The 17,140-nt window shown below is 52.1% G+C and carries 10 protein-coding genes; 8 read left to right on the top strand and 2 right to left on the bottom strand.

The annotated features are described in order from the left end of the window. Positions 1 to 10 precede the first annotated feature (10 nt). The 5 genes from SY83_RS03420 to SY83_RS03400 all read left to right on the top strand — a co-directional run bounded on the left by SY83_RS03420 (position 11) and on the right by SY83_RS03400 (position 12,700). Positions 11 to 883 carry a carbohydrate ABC transporter permease gene (locus tag SY83_RS03420; RefSeq protein WP_068604271.1) on the top strand — a complete coding sequence of 291 codons (873 nt, stop codon included), beginning with the start codon at positions 11 to 13 and terminating at the stop codon, positions 881 to 883. A gap of 28 nt (positions 884 to 911) precedes the next feature. Continuing rightward, a complete protein-coding gene (locus tag SY83_RS03415; protein ID WP_197479954.1) occupies positions 912 to 2,489 on the top strand; it encodes an extracellular solute-binding protein in 1,578 nt (525 codons plus the stop codon). Positions 2,490 to 2,542: 53 nt separating this feature from the next. Then, positions 2,543 to 4,270 carry a cache domain-containing sensor histidine kinase gene (locus SY83_RS03410; RefSeq protein ID WP_068604269.1) on the top strand — a complete coding sequence of 576 codons (1,728 nt, stop codon included), beginning with the start codon at positions 2,543 to 2,545 and terminating at the stop codon, positions 4,268 to 4,270. Positions 4,271 to 4,380: 110 nt separating this feature from the next. Beyond that, complete coding sequence (locus SY83_RS03405; protein ID WP_068604266.1) at positions 4,381 to 6,012, top strand: response regulator transcription factor; 1,632 nt, start codon at positions 4,381 to 4,383, stop codon at positions 6,010 to 6,012. A 601-nt stretch (positions 6,013 to 6,613) separates the two neighbouring features. Further along, entirely contained in the window at positions 6,614 to 12,700 is a 6,087-nt protein-coding gene (locus SY83_RS03400; RefSeq protein WP_068604264.1) for an NEW3 domain-containing protein, read from the top strand. A gap of 22 nt (positions 12,701 to 12,722) precedes the next feature. Here SY83_RS03400 and SY83_RS03395 read toward each other — a convergent pair whose 3' ends face one another. Both SY83_RS03395 and SY83_RS23235 read right to left on the bottom strand, forming a co-directional pair. Further along, a complete protein-coding gene (locus tag SY83_RS03395; RefSeq protein WP_068604261.1) occupies positions 12,723 to 13,361 on the bottom strand; it encodes a metal-dependent hydrolase in 639 nt (212 codons plus the stop codon). Between the two features lie 188 nt (positions 13,362 to 13,549). Next, positions 13,550 to 13,717 carry a hypothetical protein gene (locus SY83_RS23235; RefSeq protein ID WP_197479953.1) on the bottom strand — a complete coding sequence of 56 codons (168 nt, stop codon included), beginning with the start codon at positions 13,715 to 13,717 and terminating at the stop codon, positions 13,550 to 13,552. A gap of 152 nt (positions 13,718 to 13,869) precedes the next feature. Here SY83_RS23235 and SY83_RS03390 point away from each other — a divergent pair, with 152 nt between their 5' ends. From SY83_RS03390 to melA, 3 genes are all read left to right on the top strand, one after another. Continuing rightward, complete coding sequence (locus SY83_RS03390; protein WP_068604260.1) at positions 13,870 to 14,304, top strand: EamA family transporter; 435 nt, start codon at positions 13,870 to 13,872, stop codon at positions 14,302 to 14,304. A 138-nt stretch (positions 14,305 to 14,442) separates the two neighbouring features. Next, positions 14,443 to 15,324, top strand: coding sequence for an AraC family transcriptional regulator (locus SY83_RS03385; protein WP_068610831.1), 882 nt, complete (start codon positions 14,443 to 14,445; stop codon positions 15,322 to 15,324). Positions 15,325 to 15,451: 127 nt separating this feature from the next. After that, a complete protein-coding gene (gene melA / locus SY83_RS03380) occupies positions 15,452 to 16,957 on the top strand; it encodes an alpha-glucosidase/alpha-galactosidase (protein ID WP_068604258.1) in 1,506 nt (501 codons plus the stop codon). The last annotated feature ends 183 nt before the right edge of the window (positions 16,958 to 17,140 follow it).

Raw genomic sequence — 17,140 nt, 5'->3', positions numbered from 1 at the left:
ACTTCAAGCTATGGAATATCCCACTTGGAGTGAGAAAGCGGCCTCCGCCGTCAATTACTTGCTGCTGACCTTACTGGCCTTATGCTGTTTGCTGCCGTTCATCTACGTCCTCAGTGTTTCATTCACTTCCATGGGCGAGGTGGCGCAGCGGGGTATTGTTCTGATTCCTCGGCATGTCACGCTGGCCGCTTATCGGGAATTGCTGGTGGGCAATCAGATCATTAATGCTTACAAAATCACGATATTCGTTACCGTGGTGGGCACGCTGCTGAATCTGATTTTTACCCTGACGACAGCGTACCCCTTGGCCCGCAAGCAGTTGCCCGGCCGCAACATCTTCCTGCTCTACATCCTGTTTACCATGTTGTTCAGCGGAGGCATGATCCCGCAGTTCCTGCTCGTGAAGAGTCTGGGGTTGCTGGATACGGTGTGGGCCTTGATCGTCCCGGGTCTGGTGAGCGGCTTTCTGCTGCTGGTCATGAAAGGCTTTATTGAACAGCTGCCCGAGGAAATATTCGAGTCCGCCCGAATCGACGGCGCCGGCGAGATGAAGCTGCTGTTCTCCATTCTGTTACCCTTATCCATGCCGATTATCGCAACGTTAGGATTATTTTACGCCGTGGGGCACTGGAACAGCTTCTTCGACGGCCTCATGTACATCAACGATCCGAACAAGTATCCGCTGCAGGTGGTTCTCCGCTTTATTTTGCTTGGCGCAACGGACGTGACCAGTGAATTTATCCCGGAAGCCGAAGATAAGGTTAACCCGCTGTCCATCCAGATGGCGGCTGTCATAGTAACCACTTTGCCGATTATGCTGGTGTATCCGTTTATTCAGAAACATTTTACGAAAGGAGTATTGCTGGGTTCCGTGAAAGGTTAATATGAAAATTAGGGGAGCGATGAAGCGTATGGTGAAAAAATGGTGTATTACCGCATTAGGTGTGTTGTGCATGACAGCGGCTCTGGTCGCCTGTTCCACAGACGATGAGAAGGGGAACGCGAATGATAAAGCGAAGCCCGCGAACAATAATGCCCCCGAACCGCAAGAGCAAGTTGCCAAAACTTATAAAGTGACGATGTTCAACCCGGGCTTCGGCTTGGAGAACCCGCATCCGGAACGGGAGAATGACCCCGCGCGCAAGCTGTTGGAGGAGAAACTCAACATCGAGCTGGATTTCGTCTTCGCTCCGGATCAGAAGCTGCAGAAAATTAATACATTAATTGCTTCGGGCAGCGTGCCGGATTTAATCGCAGTGGATGACCGCGACACCGCCGTCAAGCTGTTTAATCAGAATGCTGTGGTACCTTTGGATGACTACTTGAAAGATACGCCGGAGCTTGTGGGCGCCTTTGAGGAATCCCGTTGGACGGCCATGAAATATAACAACCAGACCATCGGTATCCCCGGTACGGAAGGGATTGGCGGTGTAAATGGTTACTGGATTCGCAATGACTGGTTAACGAAGCTGAAGCTGGCTGTGCCTACAACGCATGAAGAGTTATTTACTGTCATGAAAGCTTTCACGTTTGACGATCCCGATGGAAACGGGAAGGCGGATACGTACGGTTTTGCCGGCGGTTTGACGAAAGAGGGTAAGCTGGATTCCGGACTCGAGTATCTGTTCTGGATGTTCGGGGTCAGCCCTGAGGGCATGGATGTCGTGGATGGTAAAGTGACCGTGAACAATGTAGATCCGCGCATGAAGGACGCGTTGGCTTATATTAATCGCATGGTGAAAGAAAAGGTTATTGATCCGGACTGGGTGACCATTAACATGCGCTCCCAGCTCGATGAGAAGATGAATAAAGGTAAAGTGGGTGTCGTGGTAGCGGACTGGCGCCGGATGGAGCCGGACGGTCAGAAGCTGATGCAGGAGCTGGGCGGCGAAGTGCCGGATTGGATCCAGATCGCACCTCCGAAAGGCCCGAACGGAGACCAGATACTCTCGCTCGACGTGTTCCAGAACGGCCAATGGGTCATCTCCAAGAAGGCTGCGGAAGATCCGGACAAAGTGAAGCGGCTGCTGGAATTGTTGCAATACATGTACACGGACAAAGAAATTTACCCTTGGCTGGCTTACGGTGTGAAGGATGTAACATGGACACAGACCGGGGACCAGGTCGCGGTAACGGATAAATTCGTGGATAAGGCTTACAGCTGGACCCGCCATTACGCTTTTGTCAGAAGAGCGAACGACACGGTGTACTTTAATTTCAAAAACGAGAATACAAGCAAAAACCTGGAACTTAACCAAAAATATTTGAAGCCGAACAATGTAATTCCTTTCCTCGTTCCTGATCCGGAAGATACGATTGCGGCGGACCGCACCAAGTATATGAGAGAGATGATGCTGAAGTTTATTACAGGGAAGGAGCCTTTGACGAACTGGGATGCTTTTGTCCAGACGGTGAATGAAAAGTTCCAGTTAAACAAACTCATTGAAATCAACACAAAGCAATTGCAGGAGCAGGGGATACTGAAATAGAAAGTAGTCTCATATGTTAATTGTATAATGCTGGTAGATTTGAGTGAGGTCTAATGCGCTGGATTCACGGAATATCGTTTAAACTGTTTACGTTATGCTTCGCGATTCTGCTCTGTTCCATTCTCTTGATCAGTCTGGTGTCCTATCAATTTATGCGGGGCGAGATGGTGAAGCATGAGAGAGTGTACACGGAGCAGATTCTGCTCAAGGTGGAGCAATACCTCGACTTGTATTCGGCTATGGCCGGTAATTTGCTCTCGTCGGTAGAGACGCTGGTCGGCGTTGAATTGAATGAACATCTGCAGAGCCAGGTTGACGATCTGTACGATTCCAGCCTGGAGTACATCAACAACATCTATCTGATTGAGCGGGACCTGACGGTGACGGGAGGCAATATCTATTCCAAAGTGTTTAGTGAAGCCGTCCCGAACCGGCAAGTCCTGTATCAGGAAACGGTGGAGGCCTGGCCGGAGACCATCATCAGCGAGCCTTATGTCTCCCCGTATTCCGGGTGGACGGTAACCATTTCCCGCAGCATACGGCAGGGTAAGGATTATGTCGTGGTGGCCGTGGATCTGAATATCGGATCGCTGGTGAACCGAATGTTGGAACTGAGCGGCACCGAGGATATTCGATTGGGTTTGTTGAGTGCCGAAGGAAATGTGATTGCCTGGCCCGCGCAAGCGGGTTCGGGTTCATCACGGGTTGCGCCGCCGGAATTAAAGGTAGGTACGTTGACAGCGCGGGATATCATCAATGAGCCTTATCAGCAGCTGACCGTCAGAACTGAACAGATGACACGCATGTATATTGACAAAAGGTATCTTCCCCGCCTGAATTGGGTGGCTTTTTCCGTCTTGCAAGGAAGCCGTGTGGAGAATGCGCTCAACTTGCTGGAGCATTACCTCGTTTATTTCATCGCTTTCGGATTCATGGTCAGTCTCGCGGCTGCATGGTTGATTGCGCGGTTTATCCGCAAACCGTTGAATCGTTTAATGCGGGTAATGCGGCAGATGAAAGCCGATCAACATCTCAACGTCGTTATACGGGATGACCGCAAGGATGAATTCGGCGAGCTTGCTTCGGAGTTCTCGGATATGATTCGCAAAATTCGCCATCTGATCGACAATCTGAACGCCAGCGAGAAGCTGAAGCGGGACCTGGAGTTTCAGGTGCTGCAATCGCAGATCAATCCTCATTTTCTGTATAATACGCTGGGCTCCATCAGCAATGTGGTTGAACTGGGAAGAACCGAACAAGTCGACCCGATTATCGGCGCTTTAATTTCAATCCTGGAGTACGGGGTTGCTGACGCTTCGGATCAGGTCACGCTGCGGGATGAACTATGGAATGTGGAACATTATCTTTTGATCCAAAATATTCGTTACGACGGCCACTTTGAGTTCGTGACAAAGGTGGATCAGGAATTGTGGGACTGGCCTGTGCTGCGCCTGATGCTGCAGCCGATTGTGGAAAACAGTATTTTTCACGGGTACAGGGGGAGTAGTAGGATGGGGCCGATCCGCATAAGCGCTTGGCGGGAAGCGGAGGCGGTTCTGATTTCCGTTGAAGATCATGGCGTGGGGATGACGGAAGAACAAGTGGAAGCTTTGTTGGCGCCGGACCGGTACAGCACCGTTCCGCATCGCCGGAAGCGTATCGGGTTATACAACATCCACAAACGGATCCAATTGCACTGTGGAAATGAGCTCAGCGGGCTTGAGGTGCGAAGTGCGGTGGGCGAAGGAACAACGGTAACGATTCGATGGGTGATGGAGTAAGGCGAGGCAGGCAGGGTAAGGCAAGGACCGGAAGGTAAGGCAGGGCGTGGCAGGGTAGTGCAAGGCAAGGCATTAACGTGGTTATAAAGTTGGTTCCCAGGGGGTCGTGTATGCGAACGTTGACGTGCTTCATTGTAGATGATGAGCCGCTGATTGTTCAGCGGTTAGCGAGTCTCTGGGATAAACCGGAGTTTGCCGCAGGCGGTTACAAGCTGATTGGCAAAGCCTGTTCCGGGCAAGAGGGCTTGGAGCTTGCGCTGGAATTGAAGCCGGATATCGTGATTACCGACATTGTGATGCCTCATATGACGGGCATTGATTTGATTACAGCGCTGAAGCCCCGGCTGAAAGAAACCGTGTTTGTTATTTTGAGCGCGTACAAGGATTTTGACTATGCCAAACAGGCCATGGCGTTGAATGTGACAGAGTATCTGGTGAAAGTCCCGTTGAATGAACGCGATTTGCTGCGAGCGTTGAACAACGCCAGGTTGACGATTGAGGCGAATTCGGAGCAAGGCTCGAAGCTGAGCCGGATTGAACAATCGATGCGGGAACACAGTTACCGTTTGCGTAAGCAAGTGATGGCGGAGCTGCTGGAAGCGGGGGGAGCGTCCATTACGCTGCCCGGATCCGTCATAGCTTCGGTAATGGAGCGTAACCGGGAGGCTTTGATGATCCGGTTTGAACCCAAGACGTATTGCTGCATGCATCTGCGCATTGATGCGTTCGATGCCTTTCAGGGGCGATACGACGTCACGGATCAGAAGCGTATGCGATACGCCGTCATCAATATCGCGGAGGAAACGATGCAGGCGTTTGGCCATGGGTTTATGTTTGAGCTGACAGGCGGCGGTGGCGGCCGGTTCGCGGCCTTCCTGTCCTGGAAGCAGGTAAACAGCGCGCAGCGGCTGGAAGAACAGTGCTACGCGTTCGGAACGGAATTGGTTCGGAACGTGAACCAGTATCTGAAGCTGCAGGTATCCGCGGGGTTTAGCCGGAGCTATACGGGTTGGGAGCGGTTGGGTTTGGCTTCCCGGGATGCGGCGGGCGCGCTGCAGGACGCGTTCTACAAGGAAGCGCGGGCGGTGGTGACACCTGCGCGCAGGCTGGTTTACCGGGAGGAAGCGTTGACGCGGTTTCGGGAGATGCTCGACGACCTTGTGTTGCATGCGGTGAGCGACAAACCGCTGACGTTTGGTTGGGGGGAGCTGCAGGCGCTGCTGGAGCGGAAGGAAACGGAACCGGCCAAGCTTTGCGAGGCGGCTGAGGAGTTTGGGCTGACGTTACGGAAGCATCGGTTGTTGGTGGTTGCGGATACGGGTGTGAACTGGGGCGACAACCTAAGTTCCTTCGTGCGGAAGTTGGGACAGATCTGGTCGGAGGCTTTGCGCCTGAAAGCGGCCACCCGCGACGGTTTGCTGGAACGGGATGAGCTGAAGAAGGCCAAGAAGTATATCGCGGATCATCTCGCGGAGAAAGTGGCCTTGGGCGATGTGGCGCACCATGTCGGGTTAAACATGACCTATTTCAGCGAAATGTTCAAAAAAGAGTGCGGAGAAAGTTTCACCGACTATGTCAACCGGATGCGGATCGAGAAAGCGATGGAGATGATGCGCACGCGGCGCTACAACAACCAGGAGCTGTCGCTTGCGGTGGGTATAGCGAACGAGAGGTACTTTTGCACATTGTTCAAGAAGTACGCGGGCGCCACGCCGCAGAAGTTTATGACGATGAAGAGATGAAGAAAGCACGCTCGCCGCGGTTGTGGTGGGGCGTGTTTTTACGTTTGCGGGAGATCGACATTGTGGAAAGCTGATGAGGTGGTGGGAGATTGTAAAGAACCGTGCAATTTAAGTGGATGAGGCTGGATGCTCTAACGAATCCTGATGATCCTTAGAGACCCATTTAAGCTGTTTGTGAATTCTAACGAATCGTATGAACGCTTAGCGGGGGAAAAGTTGCTCCAAACGACATCAATAGACTGCTAAGCGTCACCATGATTCGTTAGCGTGCACGGATAGCGGTGTAGCGTTCCGAGGGCCGTTAGCGTACGGGCAAGCGGTGTAGCGTTGCGAGAGGCGATTAGCGTACCGGACAGCCTGAGCAACCTCCGAAGATCGCAAACGAAATGCCGAAGATGTCAGAGGGTAAAAGCAGGAGTTCTTTCTATACTATTATTAAAGCGCTTACATTTACAGTTATCCAGAGTGTGCCGCCTTTGAACCATTTTAGCCGCGGACAAGGTTGGAAAGAATGGGAGTTAAGCGTGATTTATCCAAGGATTCGTCGGTTCAGACATCACGGGTGCACCACTAAAAATCCCTAATAAGGAGATGGGATGAAATGACTTCCATGACGAAATGGCTTCACAAGCTTCCCGGCTTTATGGCCGTGATCCTGTTGCTCTCCCTGCTTCAGCCTTGGCCGCTTGATCGGCTGGACCTGGATACTCCCGCTTATGCCGCGTCTGGTGACGAGGCACGATTTGTGGACTCATTTATTTCCGGCACGGCAGAAGGTTGGACGCTCGGCAGTCCGAACTGGAAGGCGGTTACCGTTCAGGACACCGTCTACGGCACGGCGCAAGTGTTGTCGCAAACGCTCAACAGCAACACGCCCGAGTATACGTTTATAGGCAATAACACGTGGACTGATTATACACTGGATGTAACCATGAAACCGAAGAACACGTCTGCGAACGGCGGGAATGCTGTGCTCTTTCGGGCTTCGGACAACAAGAACGGTTACTGGTTTCGCTTTTACAAAAATGCGGAGGGAACCACATATCTTCAACTGTTCCGCTCCGTGAACGGCACCCTGACTAATCTGGGCCAAAAAACTTATGCCTGGCAGGACGGTGGGTGGTATCAAATTAAGATTGCTTTACTCGGCGCCAAAATGACGATATCGGTCAACGGTGTAAATGAATTCACTTACACGGATACCGGTGCCACAGATGAAGTGAAAGCCGGCGGTATCGGTTTTCGTTCATATTTGTCCGAGTTGGACGTGGACCGTGTTGAAGCCAGAGGAACTTTCAAGCTCCCCGAGGTGAATCTTGGCGGGGAGTCGGTATTGCTCGACCAGGGAGTCCAGCTGTATTGGAGAGCCTGGCCGGAACCGGAAACGGCCGCTTACCGTGTGCTGAAGGGAGTCGCGATTCCGGACTCGCAGGAACTGGTTTATGTGCCCCTGGCCACCGTTGCAGCCGATGTGTATGGTCAAGGGTATTTGGACGCGGAGGCGGTTAAAGGCAGCCCTTACTCGTACGTCATCGAGGCGCTTGATGCAACCTCGGTGCCTATAAGCTCCTCCAAGCATATCACAGGAGAATATACGCCTGGTATCGAACGGCTGTATATTGATTCCTTCAATGACGGAACCGCGGATGGTTGGCGTCTGGGCAGCGGGTCCTGGGTAACCCGGGAGGCGGGAGGCGGAACGAGTCCGGCTACGTTTGCACTGGCCCAAAGTAAGAACAGCAATACAACGGAATATACTTTTCTCGGCAATGCCACATGGACCGATTATACGGCCGTCTTCACCATGCGAGCGTTAAACACATCTCCGGGCGGAAGCGCATCTGTGTTGTTCCGGGCGAATGGAGACAAAAATTTTTACATGTTTCGTTTGGTTAAAACGACAAGCGGCGCGTTTCTGATCCAGACCTTTAAAGTGCTGAACGGCAAGCTGACCACTTTGACCCAGAAGCCCTTCGATTGGGTGGAGGGCACGTGGTATGAAGTGAAAATTTCAGCCATAGGCACCAAAATCCAAGTTCAATTGAACGGCACAATGGTCACGAACGTGGACGATACAACGGATCCGCTGTTGACCGGGGGGATCGGTTTCCGTTCTTATTTAACAGAAATGGAAGCGGACCGGGTAGAAGTAGCGGGTAAAATCTCACCGCCCGAGCAAAATTACAACATCCGCGCCAAAGCCGGCACCGAAGGCATCAGCATGGAGTGGAACGCTTCGCTGGAGCCGGAAGCAGCGTCGTATCAACTCTATCGCGGTACTTTGGATGCGGCTACCGGATTGTTTCAGTATACAGCCTTAGGAGGACCGCTCAGCGAGACGGTGTATATGGATACAGACGTTACGCCGGGAACGACCTATTCCTATTATCTTGAAGTGTCGGATGTCCGTCAGCGGGTATTCTCCGTTTCCAATCCCGCTTTAGTCACGCCGCTTCAGGAGGAAGTGGTCGCCGAGCTTCAGAATGATAAGCTCAAGCTGGAGTTTGTTCGGACCTCCGCGGAGGGGACGGAGACGTTTATCGGGAAGCGGATCTTTCTGTCGGACGGGGCAGGGGGATGGCTGCCCACACCTGTGAATCCGCTGGATGAGAAGTATGCCGTTGTTTATGCCGCTAATGTTCAACTCCGTAAATTGCAATTCCAGGAGGATAATCAGCAAACGCATCCGGTGTGGTCCACAACAACCGCGAATCAAACACCTAATGTGTTTAGCGCCGGGGAGACTACTTGGGTTAGACCTTCGGAGATTGAGATTACGGAACAAGGCGTGGTGTTGCAAACTTCCGTGGCGGAGCAATATGACCTTCAATGGACTTGGACTTTGGCCGAAGACGGCTGGCCCCAAGTGAAGCAAACGTTCACGCCGCGGAAGACAGGGCACTGGTCTGTGGTGGCGGAGTCGTTCTTCCGTAAACCGCTGAATGAAATTAATAACATTCAGTTAGGGTTTCTGATTAATAACAAACGCCTGCCTTCCCAGCCTTACATGGTGCCTGAATATCAGCTGCCGAACCCGCTCGCAATGGCCGAGGTTAACGTGGAAGGCGCAGGTCCGGTCCAATTCGGGCTTGCCCCCGATGCGTCAGAGATTCCGGCACGCATGGCGAAGCTTGAAACTTCCAAGTTCGGCATGCTGATTAATGCTCCGGACGGCGGCGTACAGCCGGGATTGGCAGCGCCTTTGTTGGGCGCGGAAGGATCTCTAATGACCATAGATAAGCCTTATACGTTCGATTACCACTATATAGTGGAGCGCGGGGACTGGTCGTCCGTGTACGAGAAGGTAGCTCGGCGGCTATACGGTTTCAAAGACTACAGAACCTCTTGGCAAACTTCGCTCACAGATGCCGTTCACAACATGATTGAACTCATGATGGACGATGAACATAGCGGTTGGTGGGAGCGGGCCAAGGGCTTTAAAGATATTGAAATACTGAACGCGGTGAAGCACGGGAACAGTCTGGCCGCATGGGAAGCTTACCTGTTGACAGGGGACGAGAATATTTATCGCAAAAGGGTGCTGCCGCTGACCGAATCCCTGATTTCCCGCAGTGATCGTGTGTTCTCGCCGACAGAGGAGAAGAAGGGCCCTGGCGCGGTATCGGACTTAGGCGGGGCAGCCTATGGCGCCGCGGCACTGATGCCCATGTACGAGATGGGTAAACGCAGTTCTGCCGTGCTGTACAACAAGGGCTTGCAAGAACTGAGCAGCGGGAACAAAGCAAGCTTGCTGGATGTGTTGGCCGGGTATCGATCCAGTAAAGACCCTAACTTGCTAAACCAGGCGAAGCTGATCGGGGATCAGATTGTCGCTTCGGAAACCAAGCCGGGTCAGACGTATACGCTCAGCGGAACAGCGTTCGTATTCAGCAATTGGCCGGACTGGGAAGCGTTGATGGACCTGTATGAGCTTACTCTGGATGAGCGTTATCTTGAGGGCGTGGTTAAAGCGGCGGATCAGTTCTTAACATCCGTGTGGATGCAGCCTGTTCCGGGGAAAGAGATTATTACGGTGCCCGGGGCCAGCGTCCATCGTTCCCCTTATGTGCACTGGACCGGCGACCGACTGGGATGGCCGTATGACATTGCGGCGATGCAGCGTCAGGTGGAAGGGTGGATTCCGTCCCAAGCCGGATTAACTTTGGAGCAAGGCATCACGTACGAAGATCTCGGCGGGAACGGGAATATCATGAATCCGAACTGGGCGGGCTATCTGCTCCGGTTGTCCCAACTAACGGGTAAGGAGCTGTACAAGGATGCGGCCCGAAGCGCCGTCGTTGGCCGGTTTGGCAACTATCCGGGTTATTATTACCGCCAGTATTCGGTTCAGCAGATGGATCCGCGTTATCCATATGACGGCCCGGATATTACGGAATTGTATTACCATCATATTCCCATTCAGATTGGGCTTACACTGGACTTTATGATTAATGACATGATGTACCGCGCGGGCGGTAAGATCCGGTTCGAGGGAGAGACGGATCCCGGACTAAGCGTGGGTAACAACAGCTTCCTCTGGTTCAGGAACAAGTATTACGCGCACAAGCAGGGTGAGATGTACGGAATGCAAGGGATGCAACTTTGGCTGCCCAAAGGATTGGTAACCACGGGAACGCCTCAGGTGAGCTGGATCGCGGCGACGAACGGGTCGACGGTTGCGGTTCCCCTGATGAATTATGATGAGAAGCCGACGACTCTAACGGTGAAGATGGATTCCGCACGGATGGGGGCTGCAGCCACTCGTTCAGTGAAAGTGTTCGATGCGGACGGCGGAGAAACCTTGGCGTCTATGAGTAACGGACAATTGACGCTGACTTTGCCGGCCAAGGGGATGATGACGGTGGTCCTTGACGGGTTGAATGTCAAGTTGCAATCCCTGGAATGGAAAGGCAACAGCTTGCAACCGGATCAGCAGAAGCTTAGTTACAGTAAGGATGTTCAGGAAGCGCCGGAGCTGGGAACCATAGAAGGCGCCCTGCTGCTTCATAACAATCAAGAGTATGACGCTTATGTATATTCAACCGTCAAGGACAGTGTCGTATCCGAAGCGGTGCTTCATTACAACGACGGGCAAGGGTGGAAACGCCAATTAAAGCGGGAATACCCGTTTGAATTCTCGGTAGGTCCGATTCCGCAAGAGCAGCCCTTCCAATATATTGTGGAAACACGCACCTTATCCGGGAAAGTGCATTCCTCCGCAATGAAGTCTTTGGTTGTTACTGATGAATTAAGCTGGCAGCAGGAGCGGGTAAAACTGCGCTTGGCCCGCGCTGAAACGTTGGCAGGCTCTGAACTGGGACGCCCGTTGAGTGCAGCGAAGAGGACCGCGTTAATTAACTCGATCAAACAATTAAGATCAACAGGACAACAAGTCATGTTGAATACGGCTAACGGGACACCGGAGACGACGAAGGCATTGCTTCTCTATCTTAGAGAGGTACAGAAAGTACAAGAATGGCTCAATACGAATCTGCCTGTATTTTCCGGAGCCCATGCCAATGCTCTAGCGTTGCATGAGTGTATAAAGCTTACACAGCGAATCGTGTCCCTTCGGCTGGCTGTACTTATGCCTGTTGAACCGGAAATCACGACAAACTTGTCTTCAGGGACCGGTCTGTTTCAAGGTGAAGTGTTGCAACTGAAAGTGAATGTGAAGAACACGACGGGTATTCCCATGGCTGAGGGAAAAGTCTTGCTCCAACTGCCGGAGGGATGGGCGCTGGAGAGCGGAACGAGCAGCAGGAGCTTGCCTAAACTGCTCCAGGGTCAATCGGCGCAACAGATCTTCATGGTTCGCCCGACGGCTGCAACGCCAACCGGAACCTATATGTTGCCTGTCACCTTGAAATTCATGTCGAATACTGCTCATATGGAAAGAAATAACGCATTGAAAGTGAATGTGATTTCCAAACTGAGGCTTGAACTGTCCTCCTATCGCTCAACACTGCTCGCGGGAGAGGCTAAACCGTTGGATGTTACCTTGTTTAACGATGGGGCTGTCTCCATGAGCGGAACACTGCATGTGGATGTCCCTTCGGACTGGACAGTGGAAGGGCAACTGGCGTTCGAGGCTTTAGCGCCAGGCACCTCTGTTACCCGTACGGTCCAGGTTAAACCGAGCGCGCAGCTTCAGGCGTCGGAAGAGAGTGCATTCGTATATGCCGATGGCGGGGGCGCGGTTTCGCCCAAAGTGCTGTGGCGGATTAACGGTACACGCAATGTCGCACTGTCCGCACTGGGCAGCATAGCAACGGCGAGCACCGAGTTAACCGGCAATAACGCGGCAATGAAAGCCATTGACGGCGGCTACTCTTCACCGCAAGTGGAGCGGTGGATCAGCCTGGATACGATGACGCAGCATGATCTCACCGTCGCCTTCGGCAAACCCAGAACTATAAACAAGGTAATTGTTCGGCATATGGGGGTGGCGGGCGACCCATCCTTTAATACCGCCGACTTCCAGTTGCAATATGCCAACAGCGAGAGCGGGCCTTGGACGAATTTGACGGCGCCGATTGTCGGAAATACAGACTCCGTCACGGAGCATACGGTAAGCCCCGTGACAGCCACACACCTGCGACTTCACATTACGAAAGGCAGCCCGAAAGACGCCTATGCCCGGATATACGAGATTGAAGCGTATTTAGCGGGTACAACAACACCTTAGACGACTTGTATAGGCGGAACAATCAAACCTTAAACGACTTGTTGTATAACGGATACAGCCACTTCACGCCTTTAGGAGTGATTGTATCCGTTAATAAATGAGACAGGTAGCCGACAAAGGCGGTGTTCATCAGACCGGTTATATGCAGTTGCTGCTCCAAACCGTATCCTATGGCACCCCAAGCCAGCAACGCCCATAATGTATGGGTAAGTCCGCGGTGCTTGAGCCAAGGCGCCCAGGCGACAAATACGCCGAAGCCAATGAGCCAATGCATTTCCATAGTCCATGCGGCATAGATTACACCGCAACCGACAAGGCTGACAAGCGCGTTGCGAAGCGTACCCTGGCTGACAAGTAGGCCCAGCAGAAATACCATAATCCCAACGGAGGCCCATTTCAACTGGAAATGATCCAGGTAGAAGTATTGGTACGCTACGATTCCAAGGAGTGCCGCTCCTAAGCCGATCAGGAGCAGATTGATCCAGCGGGAAAGCTTCCCTAGGTGACTGCTTAACATGCTGGGTCCGTCTAAATCCGGGCTTAAGGCGGAGAAAGAGGCAACTGTGATGTAAAGTGCTGCATTCTGTAAAGTAAAGGGGTAATACGCTGCCGCCCCGATACCGATAGCGGCACCAATGGCCAGGTGGGTGGAGCCTTTCATGCTTGTTTCCTCCGATGACTGATGTGATGTGTTGTGATGTAAGAGTGCATGCAATGGAATATTTAACTGGATGAAAAAGGAAACATATGTTCTTGTTTTATCCTACCATGATTTAAAGGTTTGAGCAATCACTTCAATAAAACCCAAGGCTACCGGAACTCCGGTAGCCTTGGGTTTTATTTGGATCGTTACTTTTGATGTTTGTTACGGCCTTTGTTCAAATCGTCTTTTTGAATATTGAATGGGGTCGTATTTTTGGCGTTCTCCAGTGTGTCGTTGACAAATTCCATGTCCTGATTTTCCGCTTTCATGTTCGTACTGCCGGTATAGTTGCCTTCGTGGGATTTGTTTTCCATGGTAACCTTCCTCCATCTAGCTTATTGTAGTTCATTGTTAAAATGTCCCTTCTCCTGAAAATCATTCAAAAAAGGAGTGCTTATTACCACATCCGGAGGGAATACTATCCGTTAAATGTAATCATTTCCCGCAGGCGAAAGGGGCAATCGGCTTGGCCACATATCTCTGGTTGGTTTACGCGCTGTTAGCGGCGATAACAGGAGCTTTAGTCGCGATTTTTGGCAAAATAGGGCTGCAACACCTCGATTCCAACGCCGCAACCGCTCTCCGCGGCATCATTATGGCCGTGTTTCTCGTCATTGTCATAACCGTCCAAGGCAAGCTGAGCCTGATCCCGGAGATGATCGCCAATCGGAAGGCGCTGTTGTTTATTACGTTGAGCGGCTTGGCCGGCGCTTGCTCCTGGCTGTTCTATTTCCTTGCCGTGCAGCAAGGTAAAGTAAGTCAGGTGGTGCCCATTGACCGGCTTAGCGTGGTATTCGCAATTGGATTGGCGTTTGTTTTCCTCGGCGAGAAAATTTCGGTGTGGGGCGTGATGGGCGCCGGACTGATGGTAGCCGGAGCGATCATGATCGCGTTAGGTTAACTTGCAGGGTAACAGCTGCTGATTGGCGTACGTCCAGCCTCGATAGAAGAGTCCCTGAGCGCGGGGGATTCTTATGTTGTTTTGCCGCTCTTTTTTGCGCTAAACTAGGGGGAGATGCTTGGAAAGGACGGTGTCCCTTTGGAACCGCACGGACTCTATGATGCCAAGCTGCGCACGGGCGACTACCATCCCCGCATCGCGGCGTACTATTACAAGCAATGGAATGGATTTCAGATGGCTTTGCACGCGCACAAACCGGTTGAAATTATGTATGTCATGAGCGGTAAATGTAAGATTGAGACGGACACGGAGACGTTGCGCCTGAAGAAGGGCGACCTGATCCTACTCGATGCGGAGGTCCGGCACTCTTTAGAGGTGGAAGAAAGTCATCCTTGCCGGATGCTGAATGTGGAATTTACGTTCACCGAACAGCAAGGCGCATACCCAACCTTAAAGGAGCTCTGTGCCGGTGACGGCGCGTTAGGCGAATTGTTGGATTCTGGCAGACCTTATGTGGTTCTCCGCGATTCCAGCGAAGCCTATACAGTTCTGAAAAGCCTGGTACTGGAGCTCGGCGAGAAACAGGAGGGCGACGAATGGATGACTCATCTGTTGATGAGCCAGCTACTGGTGCGGATCGCGAGGCTGGTGAAGGAAGCGAAGGACGAGGAGCGGCCATACGACAGTTACATCCGAAATTGCGTGAAGTTTCTTCATCAAAATTACGACAGACCCATCCAGGTGAAAGACGTCGCGGCCGAAGTGAATTTGCATCCGAGTTACTTGCAGCGTATTTTTAAAGAGAGTATGGATTGTACGGTTATGGATTATTTAACGGGATTAAGAATAGATAAGGCGATGATGTTACTGACGCATACCGATCTGCCGGTTCATGACATTCCGGAGTATATCGGGATCAGTACAAGAGAGTATTTCAGTGCCGTGTTCAAAAAGCGTGTCGGTCTCGCGCCAGGCGCTTACCGAAAATCCCGGGAGCTGTTTCATCATCCGGCTCGTTAGACAAAGTTAGGATTTTATACATTTTGACATGAATCAGGTTGGTATATTGATAACGCTTCCTTGGCGTCCCTGCTACACTGTGGTTAGTTGTTATTTTCCACTTAGGGATGAAGGAGGCGTTTTTATTATGTCTTTTAAGGTAGCTTTTGTCGGTGCGGGAAGTATCGGTTTCACTAGGGGTTTGTTGCGCGATTTGTTGTCGGTGCCGGAGTTTCAGGATATTCAAGTGGCTTTTAATGATATTAATGAACATAATCTCGACATGGTGACGCAGCTGTGCCAAAGGGATATTCGGGAGAACGGTCTGGGTATCGAGATCGAAGCGTCTACGGATCGGCGGGCGGTGCTGAAAGATGCGCGTTATGTGTTCGTGGTGGTGCGGATCGGCGGGCTTGAGGCTTTCTCCACGGATGTGGACATTCCGCTGAAGTACGGCATTGATCAGTGTGTAGGCGATACGTTGTGCGCCGGGGGGATTATGTACGGTCAACGGGGGATCGCGGAGATGATGAATATCTGTAAGGATATTCGTGAAGTGGCGGAACCGAATGCGCTCATGCTCAATTATGCCAATCCGATGGCCATGCTGACCTGGGCCTGCAATAAATACGGAGGCGTGCGAACCATTGGTCTGTGTCACGGCGTACAGGGCGGTCACCGGCAAATTGCCACCGCGCTGGGGTTGGAGAAATCTGAGGTAGATATTATCTGCGCGGGCATTAACCATCAGACTTGGTACGTTCAGGTTCAGCATAACGGAGAAGACATGACGGGCAAGCTGCTGGAAGCGTTCGAGAACCATCCGGAGTATAGGCAGACGGAGAAGGTGCGCATCGACATGCTTCGCCGCTTCGGATACTACAGTACGGAATCGAACGGCCACTTGAGCGAATATGTGCCTTGGTACCGGAAGCGGCCGGAAGAAATTATGGATTGGATCGACATGGGCAGCTGGATTAACGGCGAAACCGGCGGGTATTTGCGCGTATGCACCGAGGGCCGAAACTGGTTTGAGACAGACTTTCCGAACTGGATGAAGGAGGACGCGGTCCGTTACAGGCCCGAAAACCGCGGTGAAGAGCATGGTTCCTATATCATCGAGGGGCTGGAGACCGGCCGAGTATATCTGGGCCACTTCAATGTGGTAAACAACGGCATTATTAGTAATTTACCGGATGACGCGATTATTGAAGCGCCGGGTTATGTGGATCGCAACGGAATTTCAATGCCAACCGTTGGCGATCTGCCGTTGGGATGCGCTGCGGTGTGCAACGTGAGTATCTCTGTCCAACGGATGGCGGTAGAGGCGGCCATTCACGGGGATGACCAGTTGCTGCGCCAGGCGATGATGATGGATCCGCTGGTCGGCGCGGTGTGCAATCCGAAGGAGATCTGGCAGATGGTCGATGAAATGCTGGTGGCGCAGGAAGCGTGGCTGCCGCAATACAGCGAGGCCATCGCTGCCGCTAAGGCACGTCTGGCGGAAGGGCCGCTCTTGCCGACCCGTAACTATGAAGGCGCGGCGCGTCTGAAGGTGAAATCGGTGGAGGAGATGCAGCAAAACCGCGAGGAAGCGAACAAGAACGCGGGTGAGTCCGATAAAGCGTTGGAGCGTCCGGCGGCTGTGAATTAAGCGGATGGAAAGCTGAGCCAAATAAAGAAGGAGCTAGGCCGATTTATTGGCTTAGCTCCATTTTTGGTTTAACAATAAATAAATCATGCAGAGGAGGGATATGAATGGGGTTAATTCTCAATTTCCTGTTATTGATAGCGATTCTAATCGGTTTAGCCAAAAAAGAAGAATTTAGACTGAAAT

The organism is Paenibacillus swuensis, assembly GCF_001644605.1.
Classification (GTDB): Bacteria; Bacillota; Bacilli; order Paenibacillales; family DY6; genus Paenibacillus_N; species Paenibacillus_N swuensis.
This window is presented reverse-complemented; position numbering and strand designations above follow the sequence as displayed.

Bases quoted from the DNA above. Each gene is read 5' to 3' on its own strand.
- SY83_RS03420 (WP_068604271.1), top strand. From the start codon at position 11: ATGGAATATCCCACTTGGAGTGAGAAAGCGGCCTCCGCCGTCAATTAC.
- SY83_RS03415 (WP_197479954.1), top strand. From the start codon at position 912: ATGGTGAAAAAATGGTGTATTACCGCATTAGGTGTGTTGTGCATGACA.
- SY83_RS03410 (WP_068604269.1), top strand. From the start codon at position 2,543: ATGCGCTGGATTCACGGAATATCGTTTAAACTGTTTACGTTATGCTTC.
- SY83_RS03405 (WP_068604266.1), top strand. From the start codon at position 4,381: ATGCGAACGTTGACGTGCTTCATTGTAGATGATGAGCCGCTGATTGTT.
- SY83_RS03400 (WP_068604264.1), top strand. From the start codon at position 6,614: ATGACTTCCATGACGAAATGGCTTCACAAGCTTCCCGGCTTTATGGCC.
- SY83_RS03395 (WP_068604261.1), bottom strand. From the start codon at position 13,361: ATGAAAGGCTCCACCCACCTGGCCATTGGTGCCGCTATCGGTATCGGG.
- SY83_RS23235 (WP_197479953.1), bottom strand. From the start codon at position 13,717: ATGGAAAACAAATCCCACGAAGGCAACTATACCGGCAGTACGAACATG.
- melA (WP_068604258.1), top strand. From the start codon at position 15,452: ATGTCTTTTAAGGTAGCTTTTGTCGGTGCGGGAAGTATCGGTTTCACT.